The 21,538-nt window shown below is 68.2% G+C and carries 18 protein-coding genes; 3 read left to right on the top strand and 15 right to left on the bottom strand.

Features of this window, described 5'->3' with window-relative positions:
- From D0901_RS10325 to ubiD, 4 genes are all read right to left on the bottom strand, one after another.
- On the bottom strand, positions 1 to 1,065 hold the full coding sequence (locus D0901_RS10325) for a 3-deoxy-7-phosphoheptulonate synthase (RefSeq protein ID WP_129140224.1): 1,065 nt from the start codon (positions 1,063 to 1,065) through the stop codon (positions 1 to 3).
- A 549-nt stretch (positions 1,066 to 1,614) separates the two neighbouring features.
- Complete coding sequence (gene folM / locus D0901_RS10320; protein WP_129140223.1) at positions 1,615 to 2,322, bottom strand: dihydromonapterin reductase; 708 nt, start codon at positions 2,320 to 2,322, stop codon at positions 1,615 to 1,617.
- Positions 2,319 to 3,125, bottom strand: coding sequence for an NAD(P)H-flavin reductase (locus tag D0901_RS10315; protein WP_129140222.1), 807 nt, complete (start codon positions 3,123 to 3,125; stop codon positions 2,319 to 2,321). The genes folM and D0901_RS10315 overlap by 4 nt, the downstream gene beginning before the upstream one ends.
- Before the next feature lie 35 nt (positions 3,126 to 3,160).
- Entirely contained in the window at positions 3,161 to 4,645 is a 1,485-nt protein-coding gene (gene ubiD / locus D0901_RS10310; RefSeq protein WP_129140221.1) for a 4-hydroxy-3-polyprenylbenzoate decarboxylase, read from the bottom strand.
- A 370-nt stretch (positions 4,646 to 5,015) separates the two neighbouring features.
- On the opposite strand from ubiD, the gene D0901_RS10305 reads away from it, so the two are divergent.
- Together D0901_RS10305 and D0901_RS10300 are read left to right on the top strand one after the other, a co-directional pair.
- Positions 5,016 to 5,456, top strand: a complete 441-nt coding sequence (locus D0901_RS10305; RefSeq protein WP_129140220.1) for a LexA family protein — start codon at positions 5,016 to 5,018, stop codon at positions 5,454 to 5,456.
- 8 nt (positions 5,457 to 5,464) lie between these two features.
- Complete coding sequence (locus D0901_RS10300; RefSeq protein WP_129140219.1) at positions 5,465 to 6,745, top strand: Y-family DNA polymerase; 1,281 nt, start codon at positions 5,465 to 5,467, stop codon at positions 6,743 to 6,745.
- A gap of 294 nt (positions 6,746 to 7,039) precedes the next feature.
- Here the strand turns inward: D0901_RS10300 and rho are convergent, their stop codons facing one another.
- Together rho and D0901_RS10290 are read right to left on the bottom strand one after the other, a co-directional pair.
- Entirely contained in the window at positions 7,040 to 8,299 is a 1,260-nt protein-coding gene (rho, locus tag D0901_RS10295; RefSeq protein WP_129140218.1) for a transcription termination factor Rho, read from the bottom strand.
- 374 nt (positions 8,300 to 8,673) lie between these two features.
- Positions 8,674 to 9,006, bottom strand: a complete 333-nt coding sequence (locus D0901_RS10290; protein ID WP_162500853.1) for a thioredoxin family protein — start codon at positions 9,004 to 9,006, stop codon at positions 8,674 to 8,676.
- Between the two features lie 123 nt (positions 9,007 to 9,129).
- On the opposite strand from D0901_RS10290, the gene ppx reads away from it, so the two are divergent.
- A complete protein-coding gene (gene ppx / locus D0901_RS10285; RefSeq protein ID WP_129140216.1) occupies positions 9,130 to 10,653 on the top strand; it encodes an exopolyphosphatase in 1,524 nt (507 codons plus the stop codon).
- Here ppx and tilS read toward each other — a convergent pair.
- From tilS to D0901_RS10240, 9 genes are all read right to left on the bottom strand, one after another.
- Positions 10,650 to 11,936 carry a tRNA lysidine(34) synthetase TilS gene (tilS, locus tag D0901_RS10280; protein WP_129140215.1) on the bottom strand — a complete coding sequence of 429 codons (1,287 nt, stop codon included), beginning with the start codon at positions 11,934 to 11,936 and terminating at the stop codon, positions 10,650 to 10,652. The genes ppx and tilS overlap by 4 nt on opposite strands.
- A gap of 211 nt (positions 11,937 to 12,147) precedes the next feature.
- Entirely contained in the window at positions 12,148 to 13,101 is a 954-nt protein-coding gene (gene accA, locus D0901_RS10275; protein ID WP_129140214.1) for an acetyl-CoA carboxylase carboxyl transferase subunit alpha, read from the bottom strand.
- 124 nt (positions 13,102 to 13,225) lie between these two features.
- The gene (gene dnaE / locus D0901_RS10270; RefSeq protein WP_129140213.1) at positions 13,226 to 16,729 is read right to left on the bottom strand and encodes a DNA polymerase III subunit alpha; all 3,504 of its coding nucleotides are present in this window, start codon (positions 16,727 to 16,729) and stop codon (positions 13,226 to 13,228) included.
- Positions 16,730 to 16,767: 38 nt separating this feature from the next.
- Positions 16,768 to 17,421: a ribonuclease HII gene (gene rnhB, locus D0901_RS10265; RefSeq protein ID WP_129140212.1), complete on the bottom strand. Its 654-nt coding sequence runs from the start codon at positions 17,419 to 17,421 to the stop codon at positions 16,768 to 16,770.
- Entirely contained in the window at positions 17,418 to 18,599 is a 1,182-nt protein-coding gene (gene lpxB / locus D0901_RS10260; RefSeq protein WP_129140211.1) for a lipid-A-disaccharide synthase, read from the bottom strand. The genes rnhB and lpxB overlap by 4 nt, the downstream gene beginning before the upstream one ends.
- A gap of 14 nt (positions 18,600 to 18,613) precedes the next feature.
- Positions 18,614 to 19,384 (bottom strand): acyl-ACP--UDP-N-acetylglucosamine O-acyltransferase, encoded by a 771-nt coding sequence (lpxA, locus tag D0901_RS10255; RefSeq protein WP_129140210.1) that lies wholly within the window; start codon positions 19,382 to 19,384, stop codon positions 18,614 to 18,616.
- Positions 19,381 to 19,824, bottom strand: a complete 444-nt coding sequence (fabZ, locus tag D0901_RS10250) for a 3-hydroxyacyl-ACP dehydratase FabZ (RefSeq protein ID WP_129140209.1) — start codon at positions 19,822 to 19,824, stop codon at positions 19,381 to 19,383. The genes lpxA and fabZ overlap by 4 nt, the downstream gene beginning before the upstream one ends.
- A 124-nt stretch (positions 19,825 to 19,948) precedes the next feature.
- Positions 19,949 to 20,986 carry a UDP-3-O-(3-hydroxymyristoyl)glucosamine N-acyltransferase gene (gene lpxD, locus D0901_RS10245; RefSeq protein ID WP_129140208.1) on the bottom strand — a complete coding sequence of 346 codons (1,038 nt, stop codon included), beginning with the start codon at positions 20,984 to 20,986 and terminating at the stop codon, positions 19,949 to 19,951.
- A gap of 35 nt (positions 20,987 to 21,021) precedes the next feature.
- Positions 21,022 to 21,519: an OmpH/Skp family outer membrane protein gene (locus tag D0901_RS10240; protein WP_129140207.1), complete on the bottom strand. Its 498-nt coding sequence runs from the start codon at positions 21,517 to 21,519 to the stop codon at positions 21,022 to 21,024.
- Positions 21,520 to 21,538 lie beyond the last annotated feature (19 nt).

The raw sequence follows: 21,538 nt of genomic DNA, 5'->3' as shown, positions 1-21,538 counted from the left end.
TCAGCCGCGCAGACGCTCGGCGGCACGCATGAGCTGCTGCGCGGTCGTCTCCCAGCCCAGGCAGGCATCGGTGATCGAGACGCCGTAGCGCAGCGCGGCCGGGTTGAGCGGCTGCTTGCCCTCGAAGAGGTGGCTTTCGAGCATCACTCCCATCAGCGCGCGCTCACCGGCCAGGCGCTGGTCGACCACGCTGTGCAGCACCTCGGTCTGGCGGCGGTGATCCTTGCGCGAATTGGCGTGGCTGCAGTCGACCATCAGCCGCGGTGTCAGCCCGGCGGCCTCCAGCGCGCGGCGGCTGGCGGCGATGCTGGCGGCATCGTGGTTGGGTCCGTCCTGGCCCCCGCGCAGCACCAGATGGGTGAAGGGGTTGCCCGGGGTCTCGATCATCGCCGGCGTGCCCGCGGCGGTGACCCCGAAGTGGCGATGCGGATGCGCCGCCGACTGCATCGCCGCCACCGCCACGTCGACATTGCCCTGGGTGCCGTTCTTGAAGCCGACACAGGCGTCGAGCCCGCTGGCCAGCTCACGGTGGATCTGCGACTCGGTGGTGCGCGCGCCGATCGCCACCCAGCTCAAGAGATCGTCGAAATAGGCCGCGGCCATCGGCTGCAACAGCTCGGTGGCCACCGGCAGGCCCAGCGCGGCGACGTCGCGCATCAGCCGCCGGGCGCTGGCCAGCCCCGCCGCCATGTCATCGCTGCCGTCCAGGTGCGGGTCGTAGGCCAGCCCCTTCCAGCCCACCGTGGTGCGCGGCTTCTCGACGTAGACCCGCATCACCAGCAGCAAACGATCGGCCACGCTGGCCTGCAGCGCGGCCAGGCGTTCGGCGTACTCCAGCGCGGCGTCGGGATCATGGATCGAGCACGGGCCGACCACTACCAGCAGGCGCTCGTCGCGCCCGGCGAGGACATCGCGAATGGCCTGGCGCTGGTCGGCGAGGCGTGAGGCGAGTTCAGCGTCGACCGGCAGTTCGCGGCGCAGCTCGGCGGGGGTGGGCAGGGGACGATGGGTGGCCGACCGAGGGGAGTCGACGGCAGAGAGATCGAGGGTCATGGGTGCGTTCATGGCGATTCACTTCCTGGCGCGTCCGCGTCAATGGCGGATTCGGGGACATCGGGGCGTTCGTTGGCCACCCAGGGTCACCCGGCCAGAGGTGGCTGACTGCGCTGACCGGGCGTCGCTAAATCGCCAATAACCCTCGCCGCGATAGTCGGTGTCGAAGCCGTGATGGACGAAGGGCATGCGGGTCATGAGTCAGTCTCCTGGTCGTGAGCGTCCGGCACTCGCCGGTCATGCAATCGGTTGGTGCCCATGAAAAAACCCCCGCCGGGTTGCCGACGGGGGTTCTTTCGGGAGGCAACCCTGCGGTTCAGGGTGCGCTCCGGCTCGGGCTAGGTGGCCGAGCCGGCGGGCGCACCGCCGGTAAACCAATACCAATAGCCATGACCGAGGCACGCGCAGGCGTCCACCCGGAAGCGGGCGGCGCTGGCGATGTCGGCAAGGGCTTGGCGGGGCATGGGTCGTCTCCGTGAATCTCGCCTTTCATCCTACACGCTGGACGGGGTTTGGCAACCCCGGCGATCGGCCCGGCGCCCTGTCGGGGCCCGGTGCCGCTCACGCTTCCAGGCCGCCGTCCACCGGCAGCGTGATGCCGGTCGTGAAGCGGTTGTCGAGCAGATAGCGAACGCTCTGATAGATCACGCCCGGCCCGGGCACCAGGCCCATCGCCGAACGCCGGCGCACCGCCTCGGCGATGGCCTCGTCATCCTCGCCGCCGAGCATCACCGGCCCCGGGGCGATGGCGTTGACCTGGATACTCGGCGCATAGCGTCGGGCGAAGGAGCGCGTCAGGTTCTCGAGCCCCGCCTTGGTGGCGGCATAGGCGGCATGCTCGCTCATCCCGCCGCCGGCCAGGTGGTCGGTGATGTGGATGATGTCGCGCTGCGGCTCGCTGCATGCCTCGAGCAGGTCCCGGCAATGCCGGTTGATCAGGTACGGCGCCTGCATGTGGACACGAAACAGCCGCTCGAAGCGCGCGCCGTCCGGGTCGTCGTCGTCCGCCACCCAGGCCGCGGCGTTGTGGATGATCGCCCGCAGGGCGTCGGTCTCGTCGCGCAGACGGCGGATGAAATCGAGAATCCCGGCCGCCTCGGCGAAGTCCGCCTGCAGGGTCACCACGCCGCGCCGACGCAGCGCCTCGAGTTCGGGGCGCTCGCGGCGGTAGCTGACGATCACCGGATGCCCGTCGTCGACCAGCCGTTCGGCGCAGTGCCGGCCGATGCGCTGGCCGCCGCCGGTGATCAGAATCGGCGCGACGCTCACGACCGCGTCCCGTTCAGGTCGGGCGTGGTGTCATGCACGGAGGCCACCGGCTCGAGCGGCGGAAAGAGCGGGTCCCGCGGCGCATAGGCGAAGACGTCGGAATACACGCGAGCCGTGTCCAGGCCGCGCGGCGCCAGGGCGTCGACGCAGGCATAGACCATGCCCGGCGAGCCGGACAGGTAGACGTCGTAGCCCGAGACGTCGTCGACCGACTCGGCCAGCACGGCATCCACCCGCCCCTGGTGGGCGAAGACCCGTTCGGCCTCGAAGCCGGCCTCGAGCGGTTCCTCGGCGACGGCGTGGAAGCGGAAGTTGGGGTAACGCGCGGCCCAGTCGCGGGCCAGACTCTCGAGGTAGAAGTCGCGACGCTCGCGGACCGCCCACCAGAACTCGACCGGTAGCGCATCGTCGGCGGCGAAGGCCGCCTCGAGCAGCGCCTTCATCTGGGCGAAACCGGTACCGGCGGCGATCAGCAGCAGCGGCCGGTTGCTGTCGGCGTCGAGCACGCACTCGCCGCCCGGCAGGCGCACGGTGAGCCGGGCGAGATGCTGCATGAGCTCGCGCAGCCGCTGCGAATTGGCGCGCTCCGGCCAGTGCTGGATGTGCAGCTCGATGCTGCCGTCGCCCCGATGGGCGTTGGCGATCGAGAACGGCACCCAGGTCTGGTCATCGAGCTTGAGCTCGAGATACTGCCCCGGTGCATGAGTCACCGCCTCGGCGCGACCCTCGAGTCGCACGCGGAAGACGTCGGGAGTGAGATCCTCCACCGACGCCACCTGAAAGGTCAGGGTCCTTGCCGTCATGCTGTCCTCATGTCGATGGATGCGGGCGCTGGCATTCAGCGGTCCTCGTCGGGCAGCGGGATGCCCAGTTCATTCCAGCGCGCGTCGACGCGCGTCTTGACGCTCTCGTCCATGACGATCGGCTGGCCCCACTCGCGATCGGTCTCGCCCGGCCACTTGTTGGTCGCATCGAGGCCCATCTTCGAGCCCAGCCCGGCGACCGGCGAGGCAAAGTCGAGATAGTCGATGGGCGTGTTCTCGACCATCACCGTATCACGCACCGGATCCATGCGCGTGGTGATCGCCCAGATCACGTCCTCCCAGCGGCGCGCGTCGACGTCGTCGTCGAGCACGATCACGAACTTGGTGTACATGAACTGACGCAGGAAACTCCAAACGCCCATCATCACCCGCTTGGCGTGGCCGGGATACTGCTTCTTCATGGTCACCACCGCCATGCGGTAGGAACAGCCTTCCGGCGGCAGGTAGAAATCGACGATCTCCGGGAACTGCTTGCGCAGGATGGGGACGAACACCTCGTTGAGCGCCAGCCCCAGCACCGCCGGCTCGTCGGGCGGCCGGCCGGTATAGGTCGAGTGATAGATCGGCTCGCGGCGGTGGGTGATGCGCTCGACGGTGAACACCGGGAAGGTCTCGACCTCGTTGTAGTAGCCGGTGTGATCGCCGTAGGGACCCTCCTCGGCGACGTCGTCGGGGTGGATGAAGCCTTCCAGGACGATCTCGCTCGACGCCGGCACCTCGAGATCGGCGTGGCCGCACTTGACCAGCTCGGTGCGCGAGCCTCTGAGCAGCCCGGCGAAGGCGTACTCGGAGAGCGTATCCGGCACCGGGGTCACCGCGCCGAGGATGGTCGCCGGATCGGCGCCCAGCGCCACCGCCACCGGGAACGGCTCGCCGGGATGCGCCCGCTGGAATTCCTGGAAATCCAGCGCGCCGCCGCGGTGGCTCAACCAGCGCATGATCAGCCGGTTGCGCCCCAGCTTCTGCTGGCGGTAGATCCCCAGGTTCTGGCGCGTCTTGTGGGGCCCCTTGGTGACCACCAGCGCCCAGGTCACCAGCGGCGCGGCATCGCCCGGCCAGCAGTGCTGGATGGGAATGCGGTCGAGATCGACCGCCTCGCCCTCGTGCACCACCTCCTGCACCGGCGCCTTGCGCAGCGTCTTGGGCCCCATGCTCATCACCTGGCGGAACACCGGCAGCTTGTCGAGGGCGTCGCGAAAGCCCTTGGGCGGCTCCGGCTCCTTGAGGAAGGCCAGCAGCTCGCCGACCTCGCGCAGCGCCGTCACGCTGTCCTGTCCCATGCCCAGCGCCACCCGCCGCGGGGTGCCGAACAGGTTGCCGAGCACCGGCATGTCGTGGCCCTTGACGTTCTCGAACAACAGCGCCGGCCCGCCGGCGCGCAGCGTCCGGTCGCAGATCTCGGTGATCTCCAGGTAGGGGTCGACCTCGGCGGTGACACGATGCAGTTCGCCCTGCGTCTCGAGCGCCGCGATGAACTCGCGTAAATCCCTGTACTTCATGATAACGGTAACGCCACCCAGCGATTGATGGTCATGCAGAACCCCGGCGAATGTCGCGACGTCGCCCGTCAGCCTGCCACCACGGGCACCGGGCGCGGGGACGACAGCAGGCACTGGGCGGGATTCTACGCGCCCGAGTCATGACCAGCCAGCCAACGCCGAATGGAAATCACGACCGATCGCGCCGACCCGCCGCCCACAGCCTGCGTGGTGCCGTGCGCGATGCTCGGCCTGGGGTCCGGGTCGTTGGCGCGCCTCCCCGGCGCCAGCGTCGAAGCCCCTGCCGGATACGGGGTTGGTGTTTGCCTAAGCGCTGTCTTCGTTGAATACTGTACATGAATACAGTTACCGATACCGACGGGGAACCCCCATGTCACCGCCAACCCTCTACCGGCCGCAAAGACCGGCCAGCGCCCTCGGGCTGCCCTATCCGGAAACGCTCATCCGCGCCGGGCTGTCGGGCTTTCCCTCTCCGGCCCAGGACTACGAGGGCCGCCAGTTGGATCTCAACGAGCATCTGATCAAGCGCCCCAGCGCCACCTTCTTCATGCGCGTCACCGGGGACTCGATGGAAGCGTTCGACATGTACGCCGACGACCTGCTGATCATCGACCGTTCGCTGGACCCGCGCCCCGGACACATCGTCGCCGCCCTCGTCGACGGCGAGCTGATCGTCAAGCGCTACGAGATCCTCGACACGCGCCACTGCCTGACCTCCGGCAACCCACGCTATGCCCCGATCCCGCTGGATTCGTGCGACTGCCAGGTATGGGGCGTGATCCGCGCGGTCATCCACGAATACCCGGTGTGAGGCGTGCCATGATCGGCCTGATCGACTGCAACGACTTCTACGTGAGCTGCGAGCGGGTCTTCCGCCCGGACCTGGAAGGCGTCCCGGTCGGCGTGCTCTCCAACAACGACGGCTGCGTGATCGCCCGCTCCGCCGAGATCAAGGCGCTGGGTGTCGCGATGGGCGCCCCCGCCTTCCAGCTCCAGGGCATGGTGCGCAGCCACGGCCTGGTGCTGCTCTCCTCCAACTACGAGCTCTACGGCGACATGGCCTCGCGGGTGCAGGCCGTCCTCGAGGAACTCGCCCCCACGGTCGAGCCCTACTCGATCGACGAGATGTTCGTGCGTTTCGAGGGCTTCTCGTCCCCCGCCTTGGACGCGCACTGCCGCCGGCTGCGCAAGCGGGTGCGCCAGTACACCGGCATCCCCGTTTCGGTCGGTGTGGCGCCCACCCGCACGCTCGCCAAGCTCGCCAGCCGCGCCGCCAAGCAAGCGCCCGGCGACGCCGGCGTCTGCGTGCTCGCCGCCGCCGGCCCGGAGACCCGGGGGCTGCTCCAGCGCACCGCACTGGACGGCATCTGGGGGGTCGGCCGCCGGCTCGTCGAGCGCCTCCACCTGATGGGCATCCGCACCGCCTGGGACCTGCGCAACCAGGACCCCCGGCGCATCCGCCGCCGCTTCAGCGTGGTCCTCGAGCGCACCGTGCTCGAGCTCCAGGGCGTCCCGGCGATCGAGATGAACGACGTCGCCGAGTCCCGACAGCGGATCATGACCTCGCGCAGTTTCGGACGCCTCACCGAGGACCCGGGAGAGCTCCGCGAGGCCATCCGCGAACACGCCCAGCGCGGCGCCGAGAAGCTGCGCGAGCAGCACAGCCTGTGTCGCGCCGTGCTCGTCTTCCTCAAGACCAACCCGCACCGCCAGGACCTGCCCCAGTCTTCCCCCAGCCTGATCGTCGAACTGGATCGCCCCACCGACGACAGTCGCGACATCCTGCATGCCGCCCGGCTCGGACTCCAGCGCATCCAGCGCGACGGGCATCGCTACATGAAGGCCGGGGTCATGCTGCTGGATCTGGTCGACGCCCACCGTCAGCAGCTCTCGCTGCTCGATACGCCGCAGCGCGACGCCGACCGACAGCGCAGCGAGCGCCTGATGGCCACCCTCGACACGCTCAACAGGACGATGGGGCGCGGCACGGTGAAGTTCGGCATGCCCAGTCCCGATGCCGCCTGGCACCTGCGCTGCGCAAACCGCACGAACCGCTGGACAACACGCTGGGAGGAATTGCCACGCGTCAGGCTCCGCTGACCACCGGGCATCGACACGAAAAAAGCCCCACGGGGGGTGGGGCAACTTCTGGAGTGATGCGGCAGCAATGCTGCGACATCTTCAGCATAGTGACCGATGACCATGCCTTCATGTCAGCGCAAGACGTCACGCCGTGTAAGAGATTGCCGACAATACCCCGGTGAGGCGAGAACCCGCCTGCCCGAACGGCAGAAGGGGCGGCATTGGCAGGCCGCCCCTTCGCGTTCACCACCCGGGCTAGTGTGCTCGCCGGTGATGACGAGGCGGGTGCGGGTACAGCACAGCCGGCCGAAATCAGCGGCGCTTCATGGCCTCGAAGAACTCCAGGTTGGTCTTGGTGTCCTTGAGACGGTCGATCAAAAACTCGGTGGCGGCGGTATCGTCCATCGGGTTGAGCAGCTTGCGCAGGATCCACATGCGCTGCATCTCGTCCTCGGAGGCGATCAGGTCCTCGCGGCGGGTGCCCGAACGGCGGATGTTGAGCGCCGGGTAGACGCGCTTCTCGGCCAGCTTGCGGTCGAGGTGGGCTTCCATGTTGCCGGTGCCCTTGAACTCCTCGAAGATCACTTCGTCCATCTTCGAGCCGGTGTCGACCAGGGCGGTGGCGATGATCGTCAGGCTGCCGCCCTCCTCGATGTTGCGCGCCGCACCGAAGAAGCGCTTGGGCTTCTCCAGGGCGTGGGCGTCGACACCGCCGGTGAGCACCTTGCCGGAGGACGGCACCACGGTGTTGTAGGCACGCGCCAGGCGGGTGATGGAGTCGAGCAGGATCACCACGTCCTTCTTGTGCTCGACCAGGCGCTTGGCCTTCTCGATCACCATCTCGGCGACCTGCACGTGGCGGGCCGGCGGCTCGTCGAAGGTCGAGGCGACCACCTCGCCGCGCACCGTGCGCGACATCTCGGTCACTTCCTCCGGGCGCTCGTCGATCAGCAGCACGATCAGGTGGCACTCGGGATTGTTGCGGGTGATCGAGGTGGCGATGTTCTGCAGCATCAGCGTCTTACCCGCCTTGGGCGGCGAGACGAGCAGACCGCGCTGGCCCTTGCCGATGGGGGCGGTGAGGTCGATGATGCGGGCGGTGAGGTCCTCGGTGGAGCCGTTGCCGATCTCCATGACCAGCCGTTCCTGGGGGAACAGCGGCGTGAGGTTCTCGAAGAGGATCTTGTGCTTGGCGTTTTCGGGCTTGTCGAGGTTGATCTGGTTGACCTTCAACAGCGCGAAATAGCGTTCGCCTTCCTTGGGGGGTCGAATCTTGCCCGAGATCGAGTCGCCCTTGCGCAGGTTGAAGCGGCGAATCTGCGACGGCGAGACATAGATGTCGTCGGGCCCGGCCAGATAGGAGCTATCGGCGCTGCGCAGGAAGCCGAAACCGTCCTGAAGGATTTCCAGGACGCCATCGCCGTAGATGTCCTCGCCGCTCTTGGCGTGCTTCTTGAGGATGGCGAAGATGATGTCCTGCTTGCGGGAGCGGGCGAGGTTGTCGATGCCCATCTGCTGGGCGATCTCCAGCAGCTCCGGAACGGTCTTTTGCTTGAGTTCGGTTAGATTCATCGTTTGTTCAGAAATAGCTCTTGTCAGCGTGGCGGCTTGCGGGCCGATAGGACAGGAGGCGGTGACGGTACGCCGCGCGGTGCGTTCAGAGCCCGGTGTGAGCCTCTCGCCGGATATGGCTGTCGCATGGCGGCTCGCGGCGAGGCCATGGGCACTATCGGAATCGAGGGAGGCGCTGTTCCTTTCGCCTGACGTTACTTTCCTTACAACTGGAATCTGCCAAAAACGGTGGCAGGGTGAACAGCGGGCTAACTGACGACTTGACGATGACCGCGTCGGTGGCACCGCGCGACGGTCGGGAAGCTTTCGGAACAGGCGAACGTCTCGATGTTAGTTAAGCCCGGCGGCAAACGCAAGCCCCGGCGCAACGCGGCTCACTTGTCCAGGGTGGCGGTCACGAACTGCTCGAGCTGGTCGTCGTCGAGGGCCCCGACCCGGGTCGCCTCGAGATCGCCGTCCTCGAACAGTTCCAGCGTGGGCATGCCACGCACCCCGTACTTCTGCGCCAGGTCGGGCTCACGGTCGACATCCACCAGATAGCAGCGAAAGCGCCCCTCATGGCGTGCGGCCAGGCGTTCCAGCCGCGGCACCAACGTCTGGCAGGGTTCGCACCACTCGGCGACGAACGCCACCAGCAGCGTCTCGTGCGATTCGAGATCCGCCTCGAGGCGTGCCCCGGAAATCCTTTCGATGGCGCTGTCGGCCATGCTGCCCCCTCGCGTCTCGTTGATGACATGCGCAACGTTCCATTGGACGACGATGACGGCCGATTGACAAGCCATCGGAGCGCCAGCAACCTTGCGCTAATTGCCATCGACAGGGAATGCCCCATGAGCAGGACGCCTGCCCCTCAACAACCGCGCCGGCTGGCGGCCATCGACCTGGGCTCCAACAGTTTCCATCTACTGGTGGCCAATCAGGTCGACGACGACCTGCAGGTGGTCGCCAAGCAGGGCGAGAAGGTCCAGCTGGCCGCCGGCCTCGACGACGACGATACCCTCAATGAAGCCGCCATGCAGCGTGCCCTGGCCTGCCTGGAACGCTTCGCGCCCTTCGTCGAAGGCATCCCGTCCCACGCCATGCGCGTGGTGGGCACCAATGCCCTGCGCGCGGCGACCAACAGCCGCGACTTCATCGAGCGTGCCGAAGCCCTGCTCGGTCACGAGATCGAGGTGATCGGCGGTCGCGAGGAGGCCCGACTGATCTATCTGGGCGCCGCCCACGCCCTGGCCGACGTGCACGGCAAGCGGCTGATCGTCGACATCGGCGGCGGCTCCACCGAATTCATCATCGGCGAGCACTTCGTGCCCGAGGCGCTGGAAAGCCTGCACATGGGGTGCGTGGCCTATACCCGGCGCTTCTTCGACGACGGCGAGATCAACGAAAAGCGCTTCCGCCAGGCCGAACTCGCCGCCCTCTCCGAACTGGCCAACATCCGTCGTCACTATCTGTCCCTGGGCTGGTCGGACCCCATCGGTTCGAGCGGCACCATCAAGGCAGCCGCCGCGGTGATCGCCGGGGCCGGCGACGCGCCCGAAGGCACCATCACCCGCGAGGGGCTCTGGCAGCTACGCAAGCGGCTGATCAAGTGCAAGCAGCTCGACAAGGTCGCCATGGATGGCCTCAAGGCCGATCGCGCGCGGGTGTTCCCGGCCGGGGTCGCGATTCTCTGGGCGGTGTTCGAGGCCTTCGGGCTCGAGCACATGCGCTATGCCGACGGCGCCCTGCGCGAAGGCGTGCTCTACGACCTGATCGGGCGCAACAGCGCCGAGGACCCGCGCCTGCAGACCCTCGCCGGGCAGGCGCGACGTTATGCCACCGACACCCGCCAGGCGACCAACGTCGCCGCCACGGCGACCGCCGCCTTCGATCAGGTGCGTGACGCCTGGCAGCTCAGCGACGAGATTCGTCCCTTCCTGGCCTGGGCCGCCGAGCTGCACGAGATCGGCCTGGCCGTGTCGCACAGCCAGTTCCACCGGCATGGCGCCTACCTGCTGGAGAATGGTGACCTGCCCGGCTTCTCGCGTCCCGAGCAGCAGTTGCTGGCGTTTCTGGTACGCGCCCACCGGCGCAAGTTCGCCGTCAAGGAACTCGAGGCCCTGCCGTCGCCGGCGCAGCCCCGCGCGGCACGGCTGGCACGGCTGCTGCGCCTGGCCGTGGTGCTCAATCACTCGCGTCCCGAGCAGCCGATCACCGACTTCCAGCTGAGCGCCGACGGCGACGACCTGCTGCTGGTGCTGCCCGAGGCCCTGGCCGACCAGTCGCTGCTGCTCAACGACCTGCAGCAGGAGATCGACTACCAGCGCGCCGCCGGCTACAAACTGGCGGTCGACCCGGTGACGGTCGAGATCTAACCGCTCGCCGTCGGACAGTAAGCCTGGCACCACCCCTCGGCCACGGCGACGCCCAGCACCGCGACCAGCGTCTCGCCCTGCCAGGCGAGCAGACAGCTGCCGCGCCGCCAGGGCGGGATGCCGGCCTCCTGCAACAGCCGCTTGACGTCGCGCCGGCCGCGGCCGGCGACACGCAGCATCTCGCCGCCGCGCCGCCCGGTGAGACGCAGTTCCCCGACACCCCCCGATTCCTGCGTCAACCGCCAGTCGACGCGCACCCCGGGGTCCGCCGCGGTTGCGCCCACCCGCCCCGGCTGGCCATTCCAAGGCGCACGCCAGCCCACGGGCAGTGGCTCGGCGGGCGCCTGAAGATAGAGACGCCCGCGCCAGCGCCGCCCTTCGCCCCCCGGCCAGACCACGTGCACCTCGGCATCCTCGCGTGCCGCGAGCTGATCGAGCAGTGCTTCGAGGCGTGCCGCCGGCGGCGTGGGCAGGCCCAGCCGCTGGCAGGCATGACGCACCAGCAGGCGTTGCCGGGGACGTGACAGATCGGTCAGGGCGGCGACGCCGAGCCGCGCCGGATCGCCGCCGGCCCCGCGCAGGTCGATGGCGGCGAATTCGTCGAGCAACCCGTCGGCCTCGGCGGCGCGGCGGGCCGACTCGCCCAGCGAGCGCGCCACCTGCGGCCAGCGCTCGGCCAGCCGGGGCAGCACAGCGTGGCGCAGGTAGTTGCGATCGAGGCGCGTGTCGGCATTGCTCGGGTCCTCGCACCAGCTCAGGCCCAGGTCGGCGGCGACCGCGGCGAGCCGGGAGCGATCGAGCCCCAGCAACGGCCTCGCCAGGTCTCGTCCTCGCCAGTCGCGACGCTCGGGCATCGCCGCCAGTCCGCGCACGCCGCTGCCGCGCAGCGCGGCGAGCAGGAAGGTCTCCGCCTGGTCGTCGGCGTGCTGGGCCAGCCACAGGGCCTCGCCCGGGGCCACGCGTCGCGCGAAGGCCGCGTAACGCGCCTCGCGGGCCGCCGCCTCCAGCCCCTCGCCGGCGAGCTCGACGCTGACGCGCTCGACGAACAGCGGTACGCCCAGCCGCGAACAGAGCCGGCGGCAGTGACGCTCGAAATCGGCGGCGGCGGACTGCAGGCCGTGGTCGACGTGCAGGGCGTGGATGGGTCGCGGATGACGCCGCGCGGCTTCGGCGACGAGCGCCAGCAGCAGGCAGGAGTCGAGACCGCCGGACAGCGCTACCCAGACGACGCGCCCCGGCGCTGTCTCGGCCAGGGCGCGATCAATGGTAGCTTGCAGGAACATTGAGAACCTTCTGCTCCAGAGGGGCGATTCGCGACCACCGGGCTTCAAGCGTCATCGCAATGACTGTTCGGTACCCGAGCGTAGCAGAGGCCTCTTCGAGCGACGATCAGGCCAGGCGGAGAAGACCGAAGCCGCGGAGTTTACTTGCGGCTAAATGAGCAGGATGAGGTCTTCTCCAACGCCGCCTGATCGAGCGCAGAAAGGCCCGGTATCAAGCAGGGGCGCCGTAGGACATCAACCGCTCATACCGCCGCGCCAGCAGCGCCTCGGTGTCCAGGCTGCCCAGCCGGTCGAGGCTCGCCAGCAGCGAGGTCTTGAGCCGGTCGGCGGTGGTCTGCGGATGACGGTGCGCGCCACCCAGCGGCTCCTCGATCAGGCTGTCGACGAAGCCGAGTTCCTTGAGGCGCTCGGCAGTGATGCCCATCGCCTGGGCCGCCTCGGAGGCCTTCTCGGCACTCTTCCAGAGGATCGAGGCGCAGCCTTCGGGGGAGATCACCGAGTAGGTGGAATACTGCAGCATGGTCAGTTCGTCGCACACGCCGATCGCCAGCGCGCCGCCGGAGCCGCCCTCGCCGACCACGGTGGCGACGATCGGCGTCTCGAGCCGCGACATCACCGCCAGGTTGTAGGCGATCGCCTCGCTCTGACCGCGCTCCTCGGCGTCGATGCCGGGGTAGGCCCCGGGCGTGTCGATGAAGGTCAGGATCGGCATCCGGAAACGCTCGGCCATCTCCATCAGGCGGCAGGCCTTGCGGTAGCCCTCGGGACGCGGCATGCCGAAGTTGCGGCGCACCTTCTCCTTGACGTCGCGGCCCTTCTGGTGGCCGATGACCATCACCGGCTTGTCGTCGAGCCGGGCGATGCCGCCGACGATCGCCGCGTCGTCGGCGAAGTGGCGATCGCCGTGCAGTTCGTCGAAGTCGCCGAAGATCATCTCGAGGTAGTCGAGCGTGTAGGGGCGCTGGGGGTGACGCGACAGCTGCGAGACCTGCCAGGCGGACAGGTCGCGAAAGATCGACTCGGTGAGCTTCTTGCTCTTCTCCTCGAGCTTGGCGATCTCGTCGCTGATGTTGATCTTGCTGTCGTTGCCGACCAGCCGCAGCTCCTCGATCTTGGCCTGCAACTCGGCAATCGGCTGTTCGAAGTCCAGATAATTGGGATTCATAGGCTTCTGCTGTTTGAAATAGGCACAATCGGCCTGAGGCCACGGCTATCTTGCAGCGCCGTCCCGATAGGCGCGCGGTAACCGCGCATTATCGCAGCTTGGCGGCCTCACGCAAGACAACGGCTCAGCCACGGTACTTGAGGCGAATGCCGTCCTGCCCCTCGACGTCGCGCAGCGCGGCGAGCAGTTCGTCGGCCGGGGCGACCTTCCAGTCGCTGCCCAGCTCCAGCCAGCCGCTGGCCGCGTCGTTGCGATAGCGCACGCGCACCGGCAGGCCGGTCTCGTTGCGCCAGGGGGTGAGACTGGCGCGCAGGCTCGACACGAAGCGGCCGTTGCAGCGCGCGCCATCCACCGACAGCTCGACCGCCTCGCCAAAACGGGTGCGCGCGTCGACCATCGGCGTGACCGTCTTGCCGCGCAGGCGCAGCCCGCCGGAGTAGTCGTCGCTGGAGACCTCGCCCTCGACGATCAGCACCTGGTCGGTATCGAGCTGGCCGCGCACCTGATCGAACAGCTCGCCGAACAGCGACGCCTCGATGCGCCCAGTGCGGTCGTCGAGGGTGACGAAGGCCATGGTGTCGCCGCGCTTGGATTTCATGGTGCGCATGGCCACCACCAGGCCGGCGACCCGCTGGGGTTCGCGGGACGGCTTCAGATCGCTGATCCGCGTCGACACGAAGCGCGCGAGCTCCTGCTCGTACTCGTCGATCGGGTGGCCGGTCAGGTACAGCCCCAGGGTGTCCTTCTCGCCGGCCAGGCGCTCCTTGTCGCTCCATTCACGGGCCTGGCGGTAATCGGCATAGGCGTCGCCGGCCTCGGGCTCGCTGAACGCCTCGCCGAACATGTCCATCATGCCCAGGTTGGCGTTGGCGGTGCTCTGCTGCGCCGCCTTGAGGGCGTCGTCGAGCGCGGCGGCCAGCACCGCCCGCGACGGCCCCAGGGTATCCAGGGCGCCGGAGCGGATCAGCGCCTCAAGGGTGCGCTTGTTCATGCGCTTGGCGTCGACCCGGCGGCAGAAATCGAACAGGTCGCTGAAGGCCCCCCCGTCGGCGCGGGCCTCGACGATCGCACCGATCGGGCCCTCGCCGACCCCGCGGATCGCACCCAGGCCATAGACCACCCGCCCCTGCTCGTCGACGGTGAACTTGAAGCCGCCGACGTTGACGTCGGGCGGCGTCACCGTCAGCCCCAGGTTGCGGCACTCCTCGATCAGCGGCACCACCTTGTCGAGGTTGTCCATGTCGGTGGACAGCACCGCGGCCATGAAGGGGCCGGGGTAATGGGCCTTGAGCCAGGCGGTCTGGTAGGAGACCAGGCCATAGGCCGCCGAGTGGGACTTGTTGAAGCCGTAACCGGCGAACTTCTCCACCAGGTCGAACAGGTTGCCCGCCAGGTCCTTGTCGATGCCGTTGGCGGCACAGCCCTCCATGAAGCCGGCGCGCTGCTTGGCCATCTCCTCGGGCTTCTTCTTGCCCATGGCGCGGCGCAGCATGTCGGCCTGCCCCAGGCTGTAGCCGGCCAGCACCTGGGCGATCTGCATGACCTGCTCCTGGTAGAGGATCACGCCATAGGTGGGCTCGAGCACCGGCTTGAGCAGCTCGTGCTGGTAGTCGGGGTGCGGGAAGGCCAGCTCGGCACGGCCGTGCTTGCGGTTGATGAAGTCGTCGACCATCCCCGACTGCAGGGGCCCCGGGCGGAACAGCGCGACCAGGGCGATCATGTCCTCCAGCGAGTCGGGCTGGAGACGCTTGATCAGCTCCTTCATGCCGCGGGATTCGAGCTGGAACACCGCGGTGGTCTCGGCCTTCTTGAGCATGTCGAAGGTCGGCACGTCGTCGAGCGGGATGGTGTCCAGATCGAGCGGTCCCTGCCCCTGGCGCGCGCGCACGGTGTCGACCATCTCCAGCGCCCAGTCGATGATGGTCAGGGTGCGCAGACCGAGGAAGTCGAACTTGACCAGCCCGGCGTCCTCGATGTCGTTCTTGTCGAACTGCACCACCAGACCGCTGCCGTCCGGCTCGCAGAGCAGCGGCGAGAAGTCGGTGAGCTTGGTGGGGGCGATCACCACCCCGCCGGCGTGCTTGCCGGTGCCGCGGGTGATGCCCTCGAGCTTGACCGCCATGTCCCAGATTTCCTGGGCCTCCTCGTCGTTGGCGAGGTGGTCGCGCAGCGCCTCTTCCTGCTCGTGGGCCTTGGCCAGGGTCATGCCGACCTCGAAGGGGATCAGCTTGGAGAGCTTGTCGCCCAGCGAGTAGGGCTTGCCCTGGGCACGCGCCACGTCGCGCACCACCGCCTTGGCGGCCATGGTGCCGAAGGTGACGATCTGCGAGACGGCGTCGCGGCCGTAGCGCTCGGCGACGTAGTCGATCACCCGGTCGCGCTTCTCCATGCAGAAGTCGACGTCGAAGTCGGGCATCGAGACGCGTTCCGGGTTGAGGAAGCGTTCGAACAGCAGGTCGTATTCCAGCGGGTCGAGATCGGTGATCTTGAGCGCGTAGGCGACCAGCGAGCCGGCCCCGGAGCCACGCCCCGGGCCCACCGGGATGTCGTTGTCCTTGGCCCACTGGATGAAGTCCATCACGATCAGGAAGTAGCCGGGGAAGCCCATCTTGATGATGATGTCGAGCTCGAAGTCGAGCCGCTCGCGGTAGGCCGCCTCGTGGTCGGCACGGTGGCGATCCGGGTAGATGGCGTCGTCGCCCTCGAAGAGCTGCACCAGGCGATCGCTGAGGCCGTCGTGGGACACCTTGCGGAAGAACTCGTCGAGGGTCATGCCCTCGGGGATCGGGAACTCGGGCAGGAATATCTCGCCCAGGCGCACGTCGACGCTGCAGCGCGCGGCGATCATCACCGTGTTCTCGAGCGCCTCGGGGATGTCGGCGAACAGCTCGGCCATCTCCTGGGGGCTCTTGAGGTACTGCTCCTCGCTGTACTTGCGCTCGCGGCGCGGGTCGTCGAGCGCCTTGCCCTCGCCGATCGACACCCGGGTCTCGTGGGCCCAGAAGTCCTCGCGGGTCAGAAAGCGCACGTCGTTGGTGGCCACCACCGGCGTGCCGGTCTCGGCGGCGAGCGCCACCGACTGGTGCACGCACTCCTCGTCGTACTGACGCCCGGTGCGCTGCAGCTCGAGGTAGAAACGCCCCGGGAAGTGGCGCTCCCACTCGGCGAGCAGCTCGCGGGCCTCGCCCGGGTGATCGGCGAGCAGGAAGCGCCCGATCTCGCCCTCCCGGGCCCCGGACAGCGCGATCAGGCCCTCGCTCTGGGCGAAGATCCAGGCCTTCTTGAGCAGCGCGCTGCCCTGCTGCTGCCCCTCCTGCCAACCCCGCGAGATCAGTTCGGTGAGGTTGCGATAGCCGGTATCGTTCATCGCCAGCAGTGTCAGCCGGTAGGGATGACTCTCGTCGAAGGGGTTCTCGAGCCACAGATCGGCGCCGATGATCGGCTTGAGGCCAGCGCCCAGCGCGGCCTTGTAGCCCTTGACCAGACCGAACAGGTTGGCCTCGTCGGTCACTGCCAGGGCCGGCATGCCAGCCTCGGCGGTGGCGCTCACCAGAGGCTTGAGGCGTACCAGGCCGTCGACGAGGGAATATTCGCTGTGCACGCGCAGGTGAACGAAAGGGGGCGTCATAACGGACTCGCGATGTTGAATATCGGGCGGGCCGCCCGCTAGAAAAGATCGAGTTGCTTCTTCACCGGGGCGAAGGAGCGGCGATGCTCGGCCAGCGGGCCCAGACGCTCCAGCGCCGCCAGGTGTTGCGGTGTCGGATAGCCCTTGTGACGGGCGAATCCGTAGTCGGGAAAGCGCGCGTCGAGGGCGACCATCTGGGCATCGCGGGCCACCTTGGCGAGAATCGACGCGGCGCCGATGGCCGGATGACGGGCATCGCCCTTGACCACCGCCTGGCCGGGAACATGATGCCCGGGCAGACGATTGCCGTCCACCAGCAGGTATTCGGCGGCCACGCTCAGGGCGTCGACCGCCCGGCGCATGGCCAGGTGGGTGGCATGATAGATGTTGAGCGTGTCGATCTCGTCCGGCGACGCCTCGCCGATGGCAAAGGCCAGCGCCTGCTCGCGGATCGCGGCGTCCAGCGCCAAACGACGTTTCTCGCTGAGCGCCTTGGAGTCGCCCAGGCCATCGATCGGCCGCCGCGGGTCGAGGATCACCGCGGCGGCGACCACCGACCCCACCAGTGGACCGCGACCGACCTCGTCGACCCCGGCGAGACGCTCGCCGGTGTAGTCGAGGACGATCTCGGCGCCGCCCCGATAGCCGGCGATGACGTGGCGACATGGCGGCAACGACAGCGGCCGATTCATGCGCCCGCCTCGACGCGCTGGGCCTCGTCGTCCGGCAACGCCCTGCCTGCCGCCACCGCCAATACGGACTCGGCGGCACGGGCGCTGGCGCCGCGCTGCAGTTCGGCGTGCATGGCGGCGAAGCGCGACTCCATGGCGGCTCGTGCCTTGGCGTCGTTCAACCAGGGGCGCAAGTGTTCGACGATCGCCGTGGGCGTGGCGGCATCCTGGATCAGCTCGGGCACCAGCGACTCGCGGGCGATCAGGTTGGGCAGCGAGATCCACGGGGTCTTGACCAGATGCCGGGCCAGCCAGTGGGTCGCCGGCGCCATGCGGTAGGCGACCACCATCGGCCGATGACAGAGCATCGCCTCCAGCGCCGCCGTCCCGGAGGTCAGCAGCACCGCGTCGCTGGCGACCATCGCCTCGCGGGCGCGGCCGTCGAGCAATCGCGTGCGCGCCTGCAACCCGGGGCGCGTCGCGAGCAGCGCCTCGAGTTCCTGGCGTCGCTGCGGCGAGGCGGCGGGGATTACCAGTTGCAGGGCCTCGGTCTCGGCGCTCAGGCGCTCGGCGACATCGAGGAAGGTCGCCCCCAGAAAGCGGATCTCGTTGCCGCGCGAGCCGGGCAACAGCGCCAGCACCGGCGACTCGGCGTCGAGCCCCAGTTCACGGCGCGCGGCGAGGCGATCGTTGGTCAATGGCAGTTCGTCGGCGAGCGGGTGACCGACGAAGGCCACCGGCACGGCGTGGCGGCGGTAGAAGGCGGCCTCGAAGGGCAGGAAGGTGAGCATGGCATCCACCGCGCGACGGATGCCCGCGACCCGCCCCTGTCGCCAGGCCCACACCGAGGGACTGACGTAGTGCACGGTGGGCACGCCCGCCTCGCGCAACTGGCGCTCCAGCCCCAGGTTGAAGTCGGGCGCATCGATGCCGATCATCACGTCGGGCCGCCAGGCCAGGGCGTCACGCTTCAGGTGACGCCGGACCTTCACCAGCCCGGGCAGGTGCTTGAGCACCTCGACCAGCCCCATCACCGACAGCGTCTCCAGCGGATAGAGACTCTCCAGGCCCGCGGCGATCATCCGCGGTCCGCCGATGCCGCGAAACTCGACATCCGGATGGCGCGCCCTGAGCGAGCGCATCAGCCCCACGCCCAGGTTGTCCCCCGAAAGCTCGCCGGCCACCAGATAGACACGCATCGCAGTGGCGCCGCTCAGCGGATGATGCCGCGGGTCGAGGCCCTGAGCGAGGCGATGAAGGTCGCGACCGCGTCCTGGCCGGCATAGCGGGCGGTCAGCTCGTCCAGCGCCTGCTCGAGGGTCAGCCCCTGGCGGTAGACGACCCGATAGGCCTCCGACAGGGCCTTGAGCGCCTCCCGGGAGAAGCCGCGACGCTTGAGCCCCACCAGGTTGAGCCCATGCGCCTGGCCCGGATTGCCGTTGACCATCAGGTAGGCGGGGATGTCCTTGGTGACGATGGAGCCACCCCCGCACATGGCATGCTCGCCGATGTGGCAGAACTGATGGATCGCGGTCAGACCGCCGAGGATCACGAAGTCGCCGAGGGTGACGTGGCCGCCCAGCGTGGCCTGATTGGCGAGAATGCAGTCGTCGCCGATCACGCAGTCGTGGCCGACGTGGGCATAGGCCATGAACAGGTTGCGGCTGCCGATGGTGGTCTCGCCACGATCCTGAACGGTGCCGCGGTGCAGGGTCGCGCCCTCGCGCACCACGTTGTCGTCGCCCATCACCAGGCGCGTGGGCTCACCGGCGTACTTCTTGTCCTGGCAGTCCTCGCCGACGGAAGCGAACTGGAAGATACGGTTGCGCTCGCCCAGCCGGGTCGGCCCCTTGAGCACCACATGGGGGCCGATCCGACTCCCGGCGCCGATCTCCACGTCGGCGCCGATGACGGTGAACGGTCCCACCTCGACGTCGTCGGCCAGACGTGCGGCGGGGTCGACGATGGCGGTTGGATGAATCAAGCGACCTTCCTCTCGGCACAGATGATGTCGGCCTCGCAGACCAGTTCATTGTCGACGGTCGCGCGACAGGCGAATTTCCAGATACTGCGCTTGGCGAAGATCACCCGCGCTTCCAGGCGCAACTGATCGCCGGGCATTACCGGGCGCTTGAGGCGGACGTTGTCGCTGCCCACGTAATAATAGACGTAGCCGTCGCGCGGCAGCTTGTTGACGGTCTTGAAGCCGAGGATACCGGCGGCCTGGGCCAGCGCCTCGATGATCAGCACGCCGGGCATGATCGGATGGTGGGGGAAGTGGCCGTTGAAGAACGGCTCGTTGATGCTGACGTTCTTGCGGGCAACGATGGATTCGCCGAGTTCGAGTTCCACCACCCGATCGACCAGAAGAAACGGATACCGGTGCGGCAGATACTCACGAATTTCGTTGATGTCCATTACCATCGATGCGACCTCTGAATGTGCGGGATGCCTGCTCGCAGGGCAGGCATTGCCGGGCGGGACCTCCCCCGCCGCGTTGATTTTGACGCCGGATTATAGCGTCGCCGACACGGGCTGGCAGCCGCCGTCACGGGCGGCTGTCACGCTCCAGCCGTGTCAGGCGCTTGGCGATGTCGTCGAGCTGCTTGAAACGCACGGCATTCTTGCGCCACAGCGCGTTGTGCATGGCACCGGTGCCCGAGGAGTAGACACCCGGCTCGGTGATCGAGTTGGTGACCAGGCTCATGCCGGTGACCTGCACGCCGTCGCAGATCGTCAGATGACCGGAGAGCCCCACGCCACCGCCGAGCATGCAGTGGCGGCCGACCTTGGTGGATCCGGCGATGCCCACGCAGCCGGCCAGCGCGCTGTGATCGCCGATCCGGACGTTGTGGGCGATCTGCACCTGGCTGTCGATCTTGACGTCGTTGCCGATCACGGTGTCGCCCAGCGCCCCGCGATCGATGCTCGAGCAACTGCCGATCTCGACGTCATCGCCGAGCACCACGCCGCCGAGCTGGGCGATCTTGTGCCAGCCGGCACCGTCGTGGGCGAAACCGAAACCATCGCCGCCGATCACGCAACCACTGTGGAGAATCGCCCGCTCGCCGATCACCACGCCGTGATAGACGGTGACGTTGGCGTAGAGGCGTGATCCCGCACCGATCACCGAGTCGGCCCCCACCACGCTGCCCGGGCCGACCACCACGTCGTCACCCAGTTCGGCGCCGCTCTCGATCACCGCCTGCGCCTCGACGCTCACGTTGCGCCCCAGGGTGACGCCGTCGGCGACCACCGCCGAGGGGTGGATGCCGCTGACCGGCCGCGCCGCCATGGGGTCGAACAGCCGCGAGAGTTCGGCGTAGGCCAGATAGGGATTGTCGAGCTCGAGCCGCGGCACCGGGCACTCCGCGGCATGCGCCGGATGAATCAGTACCGCGGCGGCCCGGGTCCGGGGCAGGTATTTCAGATAGGCCTTGTTGGCCAGAAAGCTGATGTCCTCCGGGCCGGCATCGCTGAGCGTGGCGAGACCGCTGACGCGGCGCTCGCCGTCGCCGACGAGGGTCGCTCCCAGACGCTGGGCCAGATCGGCGAGGGAGCTGGAAAAAGGCTTGGCTGTCTTCATGTCATCGGCGAGACGGGCGGCGAGCGCCCGGCGTATCAGTTGGCATTGAGGATGCGGGTCACTTCCTGAGTGAGATCCAGGCTGTCGTCGCGGTAGACCACGGCATCGCGGTCGAGCACCACCTTGACGTGGTGCTCGTCGACCACCTTCTGGATCGCCTTGTCGAGCCGCGGCTTGGCGGACTGCAGGAAGGCCTGCTGCTTCTCCTGCTGGGTCTGCTGGATCTGTGCACGCAACTGCTGGAAGCGTTGCCCTTTCTCGCTCAGCTCCTGCCGGACCGTCTGGCGCTCGTTGTCGGACATCACCGCGCCGTCCTTCTGCAGCTTCTGCTGGAGCTGCTGGAGCTCCTTGCCGAGGTCGTCGGCCTGCTGGCGCTGGGCGCTGGTCTGGTTACGCAACTCGTTCATCGAGCGCTGGGCGGCGTCGGACTGCATCAGCGCCTCGCGCCAGTCGAGCACGGCGACGTCACTCGCGTGGGCGGGCACCGCCGCCAGGGCGCCGAGCAGGCACAGGGCCCCGGTCAGTTTGCGCATGCTTTTCTCCTTGTTGGGT

It is taken from the genome of Modicisalibacter coralii (assembly GCF_004117855.1).
GTDB classification, from domain to species: domain Bacteria; phylum Pseudomonadota; class Gammaproteobacteria; order Pseudomonadales; family Halomonadaceae; genus Modicisalibacter; species Modicisalibacter coralii.
The sequence above is the reverse complement of the archived record's forward strand: the minus strand, read 5'-3'. Positions and strand labels throughout refer to the sequence as shown.

Excerpts from the sequence above, each read along its gene's own strand:
- D0901_RS10325 (WP_129140224.1), bottom strand. The coding sequence starts at position 1,065 with ATGAACGCACCCATGACCCTCGATCTCTCTGCCGTCGACTCCCCTCGG.
- D0901_RS10315 (WP_129140222.1), bottom strand. The coding sequence starts at position 3,125 with ATGACGGCAAGGACCCTGACCTTTCAGGTGGCGTCGGTGGAGGATCTC.
- ubiD (WP_129140221.1), bottom strand. The coding sequence starts at position 4,645 with ATGAAGTACAGGGATTTACGCGAGTTCATCGCGGCGCTCGAGACGCAG.
- D0901_RS10305 (WP_129140220.1), top strand. The coding sequence starts at position 5,016 with ATGTCACCGCCAACCCTCTACCGGCCGCAAAGACCGGCCAGCGCCCTC.
- D0901_RS10300 (WP_129140219.1), top strand. The coding sequence starts at position 5,465 with ATGATCGGCCTGATCGACTGCAACGACTTCTACGTGAGCTGCGAGCGG.
- rho (WP_129140218.1), bottom strand. The coding sequence starts at position 8,299 with ATGAATCTAACCGAACTCAAGCAAAAGACCGTTCCGGAGCTGCTGGAG.
- D0901_RS10290 (WP_162500853.1), bottom strand. The coding sequence starts at position 9,006 with ATGGCCGACAGCGCCATCGAAAGGATTTCCGGGGCACGCCTCGAGGCG.
- ppx (WP_129140216.1), top strand. The coding sequence starts at position 9,130 with ATGAGCAGGACGCCTGCCCCTCAACAACCGCGCCGGCTGGCGGCCATC.
- tilS (WP_129140215.1), bottom strand. The coding sequence starts at position 11,936 with ATGTTCCTGCAAGCTACCATTGATCGCGCCCTGGCCGAGACAGCGCCG.
- accA (WP_129140214.1), bottom strand. The coding sequence starts at position 13,101 with ATGAATCCCAATTATCTGGACTTCGAACAGCCGATTGCCGAGTTGCAG.
- dnaE (WP_129140213.1), bottom strand. The coding sequence starts at position 16,729 with ATGACGCCCCCTTTCGTTCACCTGCGCGTGCACAGCGAATATTCCCTC.
- rnhB (WP_129140212.1), bottom strand. The coding sequence starts at position 17,421 with ATGAATCGGCCGCTGTCGTTGCCGCCATGTCGCCACGTCATCGCCGGC.
- lpxB (WP_129140211.1), bottom strand. The coding sequence starts at position 18,599 with ATGCGTGTCTATCTGGTGGCCGGCGAGCTTTCGGGGGACAACCTGGGC.
- fabZ (WP_129140209.1), bottom strand. The coding sequence starts at position 19,824 with ATGGTAATGGACATCAACGAAATTCGTGAGTATCTGCCGCACCGGTAT.
- lpxD (WP_129140208.1), bottom strand. The coding sequence starts at position 20,986 with ATGAAGACAGCCAAGCCTTTTTCCAGCTCCCTCGCCGATCTGGCCCAG.
- D0901_RS10240 (WP_129140207.1), bottom strand. The coding sequence starts at position 21,519 with ATGCGCAAACTGACCGGGGCCCTGTGCCTGCTCGGCGCCCTGGCGGCG.